General features: G+C 68.6%; 11 protein-coding genes. 3 read left to right on the top strand and 8 right to left on the bottom strand.

All coding sequences use genetic code 11. The features are described from left to right. Positions 1–253, bottom strand: a 253-nt coding sequence (locus tag BM388_RS11055) for a transposase (RefSeq protein WP_175535080.1), incomplete at its 3' end; no start/stop codon positions are given. Between the two features lie 175 nt (positions 254–428). Here BM388_RS11055 and BM388_RS11050 point away from each other — a divergent pair. From BM388_RS11050 to BM388_RS11040, 3 genes are all read left to right on the top strand, one after another. Next, positions 429–848: a SpoIIAA family protein gene (locus BM388_RS11050; RefSeq protein WP_089850109.1), complete on the top strand. Its 420-nt coding sequence runs from the start codon at positions 429–431 to the stop codon at positions 846–848. 233 nt (positions 849–1081) lie between these two features. After that, a complete protein-coding gene (locus BM388_RS11045) occupies positions 1082–1822 on the top strand; it encodes an SIR2 family NAD-dependent protein deacylase (protein ID WP_089850107.1) in 741 nt (246 codons plus the stop codon). Positions 1823–1874: 52 nt separating this feature from the next. Beyond that, the gene (locus tag BM388_RS11040) at positions 1875–2627 is read left to right on the top strand and encodes a tRNA-uridine aminocarboxypropyltransferase (protein WP_089850105.1); all 753 of its coding nucleotides are present in this window, start codon (positions 1875–1877) and stop codon (positions 2625–2627) included. Between the two features lie 126 nt (positions 2628–2753). On the opposite strand, the gene BM388_RS11035 is transcribed toward BM388_RS11040, so the two are convergent. The 7 genes from BM388_RS11035 to def form a co-directional block, all read right to left on the bottom strand. Then, positions 2754–3992, bottom strand: coding sequence for a TraB/GumN family protein (locus BM388_RS11035; protein WP_089850103.1), 1239 nt, complete (start codon positions 3990–3992; stop codon positions 2754–2756). A gap of 263 nt (positions 3993–4255) precedes the next feature. After that, entirely contained in the window at positions 4256–5704 is a 1449-nt protein-coding gene (locus tag BM388_RS11030; RefSeq protein WP_089850102.1) for a TrkH family potassium uptake protein, read from the bottom strand. Between the two features lie 43 nt (positions 5705–5747). After that, positions 5748–7121 carry a Trk system potassium transporter TrkA gene (gene trkA / locus BM388_RS11025; RefSeq protein ID WP_089850100.1) on the bottom strand — a complete coding sequence of 458 codons (1374 nt, stop codon included), beginning with the start codon at positions 7119–7121 and terminating at the stop codon, positions 5748–5750. Positions 7122–7238: 117 nt separating this feature from the next. Beyond that, a complete protein-coding gene (locus BM388_RS11020; protein WP_089850098.1) occupies positions 7239–7445 on the bottom strand; it encodes a dodecin in 207 nt (68 codons plus the stop codon). A 35-nt stretch (positions 7446–7480) separates the two neighbouring features. Beyond that, positions 7481–8827 (bottom strand): 16S rRNA (cytosine(967)-C(5))-methyltransferase RsmB, encoded by a 1347-nt coding sequence (rsmB, locus tag BM388_RS11015; RefSeq protein WP_089850096.1) that lies wholly within the window; start codon positions 8825–8827, stop codon positions 7481–7483. Next, positions 8824–9813, bottom strand: a complete 990-nt coding sequence (fmt, locus tag BM388_RS11010) for a methionyl-tRNA formyltransferase (RefSeq protein ID WP_089850094.1) — start codon at positions 9811–9813, stop codon at positions 8824–8826. The genes rsmB and fmt overlap by 4 nt, the downstream gene beginning before the upstream one ends. Positions 9814–9948: 135 nt before the next feature. After that, positions 9949–10461 carry a peptide deformylase gene (def, locus tag BM388_RS11005; RefSeq protein WP_089850092.1) on the bottom strand — a complete coding sequence of 171 codons (513 nt, stop codon included), beginning with the start codon at positions 10459–10461 and terminating at the stop codon, positions 9949–9951. Positions 10462–10592 lie beyond the last annotated feature (131 nt).

Below are 10592 nucleotides of genomic sequence, written 5' to 3'. Positions count from 1 at the left end.
GGTCCTCGTAGCCCAGCGCCAGACCAAAGACGCGCTGCCGGAGCATGGTCTCGGCGCGGTGCTGGCAACGGCGAGTGGCCCGAGCATCATCGAGGCGGCGCGCGATGGTACGGGTCAGCCCCATCTCGCGATCCAGCTGGCGAAGCAGCAGGACACCGCCATCGGAGGTGATCTCGCCCCCGTCGAAACCGGCGGTGACCTGGCGGCCTTTACAGCGTGGAAAGGAGGCAGTCGGCGTGGTACATTTTGTCATGGCGGCTGATGCGGTTGATTCTTGGTTAGGCTCTTGAATTATAACCGATTTTCAGCCGCCTTTTTCATGTCTGGTGCAATTTCCGGGCTAGTCAGCTCCAGGCCGAGCCGAGCCACGCTATGCTGAAAGTCACCGAGCCTGCTTTAACACTCAATCAACGCCAAGGAGAGCGCCCATGCTGGACCTCATTTCCCACCCTGCGGAGCATGTCGTGGCGATGAAGGCGAGTGGCGTCGTCACGGCCCAGGAGTTGCAGCCCGCCATCGATGCCATCGAAGGTGCCAAGCAGGCCCATTCCCGGGTCAGCATGGTGGTCGAGATCGACGGGCTTCGCTGGATGACCCTGACCGCCCTGCTGAAGGATGTCGGCTACGGCCTGACCCAGCTTGGCGATCTCGAGCATTACCACCGGGCCGCCGTCGTCACCGACCAGCAGTGGATCAAGCACCTCGCCCATCTGGAGGAGCGGCTGTTCAAGGCTGTGGAGATCCGCACCTTTTCCAGGCGCGAGCACGCCGAGGCCATGGCCTGGGCCGCTGAGCTGCCCAAGGGGGACCACGAGGAACCCGAGGAAGATGGCTACCATGGCGCCTGACCGTGCCGTCTTGCCGACAAGGATGCCAGCCTTGCCAACGGGTGGGACGGGAGGTGTCGTTGCCGGGATCTCGAGCGCCTGTGATCCGGTTGATGGAGCCGCCGGCAGGGCGGTGACCTTCTGGTCGCACCGGGGCTCGGAGTGGTAGTTTCGGGCGGTGGCAAGTCTTGAATATTGAGGGTCGCTGGCGATGGAGAGTGAGTCGCTGGCGCCCAAGCGGCGAGAGGTGGTGAATGGTCGAGCAGCGAGCGCCGCATCTGGTGGTGTTCACCGGGGCGGGGATCAGTGCCGAGAGCGGTATCCAGACCTTCCGCGCCAGCGACGGCCTGTGGGCCGACCATCCGGTCGAGGAGGTCGCCACCCCCGAAGGCTGGCGGCGCGATCCCGAGCGGGTGCTGCGCTTCTACGACCAACGCCGCGACCAGGTGCGCCGGGCCCGTCCCAATGCCGCCCACAAGGCGCTGGCGAGCCTCGAGAAGCAGGGCTTCGCGGTCAGCATCATCACCCAGAACATCGACGACCTGCACGAGCGCGCCGGCTCGCGCCGGGTGCTGCACCTGCACGGCGAGATCCTCAAGGCGCGTTCCACGGTGGATGCACGCATGCACTACCCGCTGCCCCGCGGCGGTATCCGCCTCGGCGATCTCTGCGACAAGGGAAGCCAGCTGCGCCCCGACGTGGTGTGGTTCGGCGAGGGCGTGCCGCATTTCGCTGATGCCTGCGAGACCGTGGCCCGGGCCGACCTGCTGCTGGTGGTGGGCACCTCGCTTGCGGTGATGCCGGCCGCGGCACTGCTCGAGCATACTCCCCTGGATGCGCCCTGCGTGCTGGTCGACCCCGAGGCCAGTGCCCTGGCGCCGCCCGGCACGGCGGGGCTCGAGCAGCCCGCCGGCAAGGGCGTGCCCGCCCTGGTGCGCCACTGGAAGCGCGAGCGGCGCCTGTGGCTGCCGGAGGCGCTGCTGGGCGAGGCATGATGCGGGCGGCATGCTAGAATGCCGCCCCCTTCGCCGCCGGGATCACGCCAGCATGCAGGACGACACCTTCAATGACGCCGTCATCGAGCGCGACCCCGCTACCGGTCATCCGCGGCCGCCGCGGCGCGAGTTCAAGGCCCGCGGCAGCTTCGTGACGCGCTGCGAGGGCTGCCACCTGCCGGCGCTTAACTGCCTGTGTCCCTATCGGGTCAGCGCCGAGAGCGAGGCGAAGGTGTGGCTGTTGACCCATCCGCTGGAGCACCACAAGCCGACCAACACCGGCCGGCTGATCGCTGACGTGCTGAGCGATACCGAAGTCTTCACCTGGTATCGCACGGCGCCGGACGCGCGGCTGCTGGCGCTGCTCGATGACGAGCGCTTCGATCCCTTCGTGATCTTCCCCGACGACCAGCCCGACTATGCCGACCGCGTGGTGGGCATGGAGCGCGTCGCGGCCGGCAAGCAGTCGGGCCGGGTGCCGGTCTTCATCATCCTCGACGGCACCTGGCGCCAGGCGCGGCGCATCTTCCGCAAGAGCCCCTATCTCGAGCGGCTGCCGGTGCTGCCGCTGGCCACCGAGCGGCTGACTCGCTATCGGCTGCGCAAGCCGGCCTCGGCGGCCCACCTGTGCACCGCCGAGGTGGCCATCGAGCTGCTGCGCCAGTCAGGCGATCGTGAAGCGGCCGAGGTGCTCGACGACACCTTCGACGCCTTCAACGACAGCTACGCCGCCAGCCGGCGCCACCACAAGCTCGAGGCACCCACGCCAGCGATGCGGCGACTGCTGGAGCGAGCCGCTCGCTAGGAGCCTGCGACGGGGCGTTCTGCTGCTTCTCATGTCATGCACGGGCTCGCCGTGTCTCATCAGGCGATCCGCCATCGCCTGAGTCGCGATGACGGGCGCCTTCCCGTCCGCCGTCTGGCGGCGGAATCAGCCGCCGAACAGCTTGCCGGCGATGCGAAAGCCGGCGATCCAGGTGCCGGCGGCGGAGCCGAGGGTGGCGGTGAGGAATACCAGCAGGGTGCGTGACACCCGGTTGCGCCACCAGCCCTTGAGCTCGGTGACGTCGTGACGCAGGGTCGAGAAGTCGCGCACTTTGGGCTTGCGCAGCCACAGCTCGACGCCGGCAGCCACGAAGCCGGCGCCGACGGTGGGGTTGAGCGAGGTCAGCGGGGCGGCGACGAAGGTGGCGGCGACCGTGAGCGGATGCGCCAGGGCGACCAGGGTGGCGGCGCCGGAGAGCATGCCGTTGATCAGGAACCACTCCACCACCAGCTGCCAGCCGAGCTCGGTGTTGCGCGAGAAGCCGATGGCGAAGCCGGTCAGCACCAGCGCGGTGATTGCCCAGGGCAGCGCCTTCCAGACCTTCGACGGCGGCGGCGTGGCCTCCAGGGCCTCGCGCTCCGGATACGGCGCCTCGGGCAGCGGCTGTTCCAGGTGTTCGGCCATGCCCTTCATGTGGCCGGCACCGACCACCACCAGCACGCTTCGGTAGCGGCCGGGCGCGGCGTCCTCCGCCAGGCGCAGCACCATGTAGCGGTCGCGCTCGCTGATCAGCGGCTCGTAGAGCGAGGCCGATTCGGCGGCGAACTCGCTGAAGGTGGACTCCAGGACGTCGCCCTCCTTGAGCCGCTCGATCTCCTCGGCGGAGACCTGCTGGCGCGACAGCACGCTGCCGAGCAGCCCCGAGAACAGCGAGAAGCGCTGCCACCAGGGCACGTTGTGATAGATGCGCTTGAGGGTGATGCCCACGTCGCGGTCGATCAGCAGCAGCGGCAGGTCGGCGTCGAGGCTCTCCTCCAGGGCGGCGCGCATCTCGGCGCCCGGCTCGATCCCCGACTGCTCGGCAACGCGCTGCTGGAAGGCGCCCAGTGCCAGGCTGGCGGCGACCATGCCGGCCTTGCCCTGGCGAAAGATCTGGAACAGGTCCTGCTCGCCCAGGGCGTCGGGGTTGGTCAGGCTGTGATGGCGCGAGTCGCACAGCTCGATGGCCACGGCATCGAACTCGCCGGAGCGGATCAGCGCGCGCACGTCCGCGGCGCTCTCGGCGGAGACGTGGGCGGTGCCCAGCAGGGTGTAGCGGGTCTCGCCCACCACGAGGTCCTGGCGCGGGCCGCTGGTGGTCGCGTCCTGCGGGGGAGTGATCACGGAGTCCTGGGAGTCGGTCATGGACGCTCGGGCTGTGGGAGTGGAGGCTCGATTATCCACGAAGCGCCGAGGCAGGCCAAACCCGCCGCGACGCCTGCACGATGTCTGAGCTATTGCAGATAGCGGTAGTGCTCGGGGCTGCCTCGTCGACAGGTCTTCGAGGGGGCGCTGTGAACCCCTCCCTGGGCGCTACCTTTGCCATCCATGGCAAAGGACCCCCTCTTCGACCTGCCCCCGGCGCCCCTCGACCGTTCCAACGTCATAGTTCTGGTGCAGGATGTGGCCTACTTGCGCCAGAAGGCCGGGGTGAAGAGCACCAGCACGGTGAAGATCTCCAGGCGGCCCAGCAGCATCGCCACCACCAGGATCCACTTGGCCAGCATCGGCAGGTCGCCGTAGTGCGCGCTGGCCTCGCCCAGCGCCGGGCCGAGGTTGTTGAGCGCCGAGCCCACGGTGGACCAGGCGGTGACCTGGTCCACCCCGGTGGCCATCACCCCCACCAGCATCAGGAAGAACAGCATCACGTAGGCGGAGAAGAAGCCCCACACCGCCTGGGCGATGCCGTCGGGCACGCTGACCTTGCCGATCTTCACCGTGATCACCGCATTGGGGTGGATCAGGCGCATCACCTCGCGCATGCCCTGCTTGAGGATCAGGATGATACGGATCACCTTCATGCCGCCGCCAGTGGAGCCGGAGCAGCCGCCGACGAAGGCCGCGACGAACAGCAGGAAGGGCAGGGCGCCCGGCCAGGTGGAGAAGTCCGCCACCGCGAAGCCGGCCGTGGTGGCCACCGAGACCACCTCGAACACCGCGTGGCGCAGCCCCTGGGCGGTGGAGTAGATGTCGGTCAGCCACAGTGACACCGCGGTGATGATCGTCAGGCCGCTCAGGAAGAGCATCAAAAAGCGCGCCTCGGGATCCTGAAAGTAGTGGGTCAGGCTGCGCTGGCGCCAGGCCAGAAAGTGCAGGCTGTAGCTGAAGGCCGAGATCAGCAGGAAACCGGTGCAGATCATCTCGATGGCGGCGCTGTCGAAGTAGCCGATGCTGGCGTCGTAGGTCGAGAAGCCGCCGATCGCCACGGTGGAGAAGCTGTGTCCCAGGGCGTCGAACCAGTCCATGCCGGCGGCCATGTAGGCGAGCATGCAGGCGACGGTCAGGGAGGCGTAGATGTACCACAGCGCCTTGGCGGTCTCGGTGATGCGCGGCGTGAGCTTGGAGTCCTTGAGCGGCCCCGGGATCTCGGAGCGATAGAGCGCCATGCCGCCGACCCCCAGGGTCGGCAGGATGGCCACGGCCAGCACCACGATCCCCATGCCGCCCAGCCACTGCAACTGCTGTCGATAGTAGAGCACCGCCTTGGGCAGGAACTCGATGCCGGTGATCACCGTGGCGCCGGTGGTGGTCAGCCCCGAGAAGGACTCGAACACCGCATCGGTGGGCGACAGGGCCGTGTCGCCGGTAAGCATCAGTGGCAGCGAGCCGAACAGTCCCAGCACGCTCCAGAACAGCGCCGCGATCAAGAAGCCGTCGCGGGTGCGCAGCTCCTTGAGGGCATGGCGATTGGGCAGGTACATCACCGCCCCGGTGGCTACGGTGATGCCAATGGCCACCGCGAAGGCCTGCCACATGCCGTCCTGGTACAGCAGCGAGATCAGGATGGGCGGCACCATGGTCAGGCTGAACATCATCAGCAGCAGGCCCAGGATGCGCAGGATCATGCGCAGGCTCATCGGGCGGCTCTCCTCGGGTCGCCGGGGGGGTCGAGACGGGCCATCAGAAGAACGTCAGCCCGACCTGGAAGAGCCGCTCGACGTCGCGCAGCCGACGCTTGTCGATCACGAACAGGATGACGTGGTCGCCGGACTGGACCACTACGTCGTCGTGGGCGATCAGCACCTCCTTGCCGCGCACCACCGCACCGATGGTGGTGCCCTGGGGCAGGTCGATCTCGCCGATGGCGCGGCCCACCACCTTCGATGACTGGGTGTCGCCGTGGGCGATCGCCTCGATGGCCTCGGCGGCGCCGCGGCGCAGCGAGTGGACGTTGACGATGTCGCCGCGGCGCACGTGGGTCAGCAGGCTGCCGATGGTGGCCTGCTGGGGGGAGATGGCGATATCGATCTCGCCGCCCTGCACCAGGTCCACGTAGGCCGCGTTGTTGATCAGCGTCAGCACCTTCTTGGCGCCCATGCGCTTGGCCAGCATCGACGACATGATGTTGACCTCGTCGTCGTTGGTCAGGGCGCAGAAGATGTCGCAGTCCTCGATGTTCTCCTCCTCGAGCAGCCGCTTGGCGGTGGCGCTGCCGTGCAGCACCACGGTGCGGTCGAGGCGTTCGGAGAGCTGGGTGCAGCGATTGAGGTCGTGCTCGATGATCTTGACCTGGTGGCTGTGCTCCAGGTGTTCGGCGAGGCGCTCGCCGATGTTGCCGCCGCCGGCGATCATCACCCGGCGGAAGTCGCGGTCGAGGCGGCGCAGTTCGCTCATCACCGCGCGGATGTCGCGGCGGGCGGCGATGAAGAAGACCTCGTCGTCGGCCTCGATCACGGTGTCGCCGCGGGGGATGATCGGCCGGTTGCGCCGGTAGATGGCCGCCACTCGAGTATCGACGCTAGGCATGTGGCGGCGCAGGAAGCCCAGCTCCTGGCCGACCAGCGGGCCGCCGTAGAAGGCCTTGACCGCCACCAGCTGCACCAGGCCGCTGGCGAACTCCAGCACCTGCAGGGCGCCGGGGTGCTCGATCAGCCGGCGGATATGGTCGGTGACCACCTGCTCGGGACTGATCAGCACGTCGATCGGTACCGCATCGTGGGCAAACAGCCCCTTGCGGGTGAGGTAGGCGGTGGCGCGCACCCGGGCGATCTTGGTGGGGGTGCGAAACAGCGTGTGCGCCACCTGGCAGGCGATCATGTTGACCTCGTCGGAGTTGGTCACCGCGATCAGCATGTCGGCGTCCTCGCCGCCGGCCTGGCGCAGCACCATCGGGTAGGAACCGGCGCCGGACACCGTGCGGATGTCGAGCCGGGTATGCAGCTCGCGCAGGCGTTCACCGTCGGTGTCCACCACCGTGATGTCGTTCTCTTCCCGGGCCAGATGTTCGGCCAGGGTGCCGCCGACTTGGCCGGCGCCCAGAATGATGATCTTCATCGATGTGCTATCCGCTCTGGTCAGACCCGGGGGATCGAAAGCGGCGCACCGTGTGCGCCGCAGCATACCGAGGCAAGCCTAAATCAGCCGTCGGCAGAAGAACAGGCCGCACCGGCTTCAGTCCAGGGTGAAGCCGACCTTGATGGTGACCTGCCAGTGGGCGACCCGCGCCTGCTCGATGTGGCCGCGGGTCTCCGTGACCTCGAACCAGCGCATGCCGTGCAGGCTCTCTGCTGCCTTGGTCAGGGCGTTCTGGACGGCGCTCTCGATGTCCTTCTCCGAGGACCCCGTCAGCTCGATATGCTTATAGGTATGGTGGCTCATGCAACCTCCTGTCTGGTGAGTCGGGCGCCCCGCGATCAGGCGGGACGCTTCCCCAGTCTGGCATAGAAGAACCCGTCATGACTGTCGGGCTCGGGCAGCAGCTGGCGGCCGGCGCCCGCGGCGCGGCCCCAACCCAGGTCGGCCGGCATGGTGACCTCGGCATCGGGGGTGCGCGCCAAAAAGGCGTCGATCTGCTCGGCGTTCTCCGCGGGCAGTACCGAGCAGGTGGCATAGAGCAGGGTGCCGCCCGGTGCCAGCAGCGGCCAGAGGTTGTCGAGCAGGCGGGCCTGCAGCTCGGCCAGCTTGGTGATGTCCGAGGGGCGACGCAGCCGCTTGATGTCCGGGTGGCGGCGGATCACGCCGCTGCCGGAGCAGGGCGCGTCGAGCAGGATGGCGTCGAAGGGCGTGCCGTCCCACCAGTCGCGCAGGGTGGCGTCGCCGGCGGCCAGGGTCGCTTCGAGCCCCAGCCGGGAAAGGGTGTCCTCGACCCTGGCCAGGCGCACGTCGTCGCTGTCTACGGCCTGCAGGTCGAGATCGAAGAGCTCCAGCAGGTGGGCGGTCTTGCCGCCCGGGGCGCAGCAGGCGTCAAGCACGCGGGCGCCGGGGCGCGGGGCGAGCGACGGGCCGAGCAGCACGGCGGCCAGTTGAGCCGCCTCGTCCTGAATGCTGACGTGGCCCTCGGCGAAGCCGGGGAGCGTCTCGACATCGCACGGCGTCTCCAGCGTCAGACCGTCCGGGGCGTGCAGGCAGAGGCGCGCCTGGAGGCCGGCACTGTCGAGACGGTCCAGGTACATCTCACGGTCGCCGTGGCGGCGGTTGACGCGCAGCGTCATGGGGCCGGCCAGGTTGTTGGCCTCGCAGATGGCCTGCCAGTCGTCCGGCCAGGCCTGGCGCAGAGTCTTGAGCCACCACTTGGGGTGCAGCAGGGCCACCGCCGGGTCGCGGTCCACCTCGGCCTGGAGCTCGGCGCTCTCGCGCTGCAGGCGGCGCAGGCAGCCGTTGAGCACCCGGGTGGCCCACTCCTTGCCGAGCAGGCGCGCGGCGCCGGCGGTCTCGCCCACGGCGGCATGGGCCGGAATGCGCAGGTAGAGCTGCTGGTAGATGCCGAGCAGCAGCAGCGCCTGGACATCGGCGTCGCGGGCCTTGAACGGCTTGGCCAGCAGCGTGTTGGCCAGCGCCTCGAGCCGCGGCAGGGCGCGGCAGGCGCCGTAGCACAGCGCCTTGAACAGGGCGCGGTCCCGGGCGACCACCTGATGGTCGTCGAGGCCAGCGAGTGAGCCCTTGCCGGCGATCACCGGGGCGAGGGCGCGGGCGGCGGCGGCGCGGACGGCCAGGCCGTTATCGCCCGTCTTGGCGCCGCGGGCTTGGGTCTTCTGGCTCATGCCGGGCTCTCCTCGTCGTGGTGTCCCAGGCGGGTGCCGGGGGTAAATCGCTCGGCGCGGGCCTTGAGCAGCTCGCGCACCGCCATGGCCTTGCCGCCGGGGAGCTGGGCGCGGCTCACCGCCAGCACCTGGTCGCCGGACTCGCCGCAGGCGATGCGCAGGGTCTCGGCCGACGGCGACAGCAGGGTGCCGGGGCGACTCGCTGCCCCGTCCGGCGCCGCGGGTTCGCCGTGGGCCATCAGCAGGCGCAGGCGCTCCTCGCCCAGCGCGCACCAGGCCACCGGCCAGGGATTGAAGGCGCGGATCCGCGCGGCCAGCTCCCCGGCCGGGCGGTGAAAGTCGAGCTCCGCCTCGGGCTTGGAGAGCTTGGCGGCGTAGGTGACGCCCCCCGCGGGCTGGGGCGTGGCGGCGAGTCCCTCGCCGGCCAGCGCCTCCAGGGTCTCGATCAGAGCCTCGCCGCCCAGGCTCGCCAGGGTGTCGTGGAGCTCGCCGCCGGTGGTGGTGGCGGTGATCGGCGTGCGCTTGATCAGCAGCATGTCGCCGGTATCCAGGCCCGCGTCCATCTGCATGATGGTCACGCCGCTCTCGTCATCGCCGGCTTCGATGGCCCGCTGGATAGGCGCGGCCCCGCGCCAGCGCGGCAGCAGAGAGGCGTGCACGTTGAGACAGCCGCGCGGGGGGATATCGAGTACGGCCTGGGGCAGGATGAGGCCGTAGGCCACCACCACCATGATATCGGCCTCGAGGGCCGCCAGTTCCGCCTGAACCTCGGGAGGCTTCAGGCTCGCGGGCTGATGGACCGGCAGATCATGGCGCAGCGCCAGCGCCTTGACGGGGCTCGGGGTCAGCTTGCGGCCGCGGCCCGCCGGGCGGTCTGGCTGGGTATAGACGGCGATGACGTCATGGCGGCTCGCCAGCAGCGCCGACAGGCTCTCGGCGGCGAAGTCGGGAGTGCCGGCGAAGATGACGCGCAGGGGTCGGGACATGTTGAGGGCCTTGCCAGTGGGCGATGGTGCTCATGATAACGGAGGCGGCCGGAAACGACGAAGGCCGACGTGAAAACGTCGGCCTTCGAGGGCTGTAGAAGCGAGCAGGGCGGCGCCGCTGGGCGCAACCGAACGTCAGGCCGGCTGCATCTGCCTATGGCGCTTCTGCATCTTCTTCATCACCCTGTCCCGCTTGAGCGGCGAGAGGTAGTCGACGAACAGTATGCCTTCCAGGTGATCGAACTCGTGCTGGATGCAGTGGGCGAGCAGCCCCTCGGCCTCGAGTTCATAGGGCTTGCCGTCGCGGTCCAGGGCCTTCAGGTGCACCTTAAGGGCGCGCGGGACCTCGGCGTAGTACTCGGGTATCGACAGACACCCCTCTTGCATCGGGTCGCGCTCGTCGCCGATGGGCGTGTATTCGGGGTTGATGAGCACCAGCGGGCTCGAGCGGTCGTCGCTGACGTCCATGACGATGACCCGGCGATGGACGTCCACCTGGGTCGCGGCGAGACCGATGCCACTGGCGTCGTACATGGTCTCTAGCATGTCATCGACAAGCCGGCGCACCTCGTCGTCGACCGTCTCGACCGGCGTGGCTACGGTGCGCAGCCGCTCGTCGGGAAATTCGAGGATGGGTAATTTGGCCATGGCGTTGGAATCACCGTTATGCTGTCATTTACAGGATGACGCTATTCTAGGTGCGCGCGATCAACGGCGAAACCGTTGAACGTGCATCGCATCGAAAGCCTCTGACTATATCACGTCGCCAACGTTCCATG

The organism is Halomonas saccharevitans (genome assembly GCF_900116405.1).
In the GTDB taxonomy this organism is placed as follows: domain Bacteria; phylum Pseudomonadota; class Gammaproteobacteria; order Pseudomonadales; family Halomonadaceae; genus Halomonas; species Halomonas saccharevitans.
The sequence above is the reverse complement of the archived record's forward strand: the minus strand, read 5'-3'. Positions and strand labels throughout refer to the sequence as shown.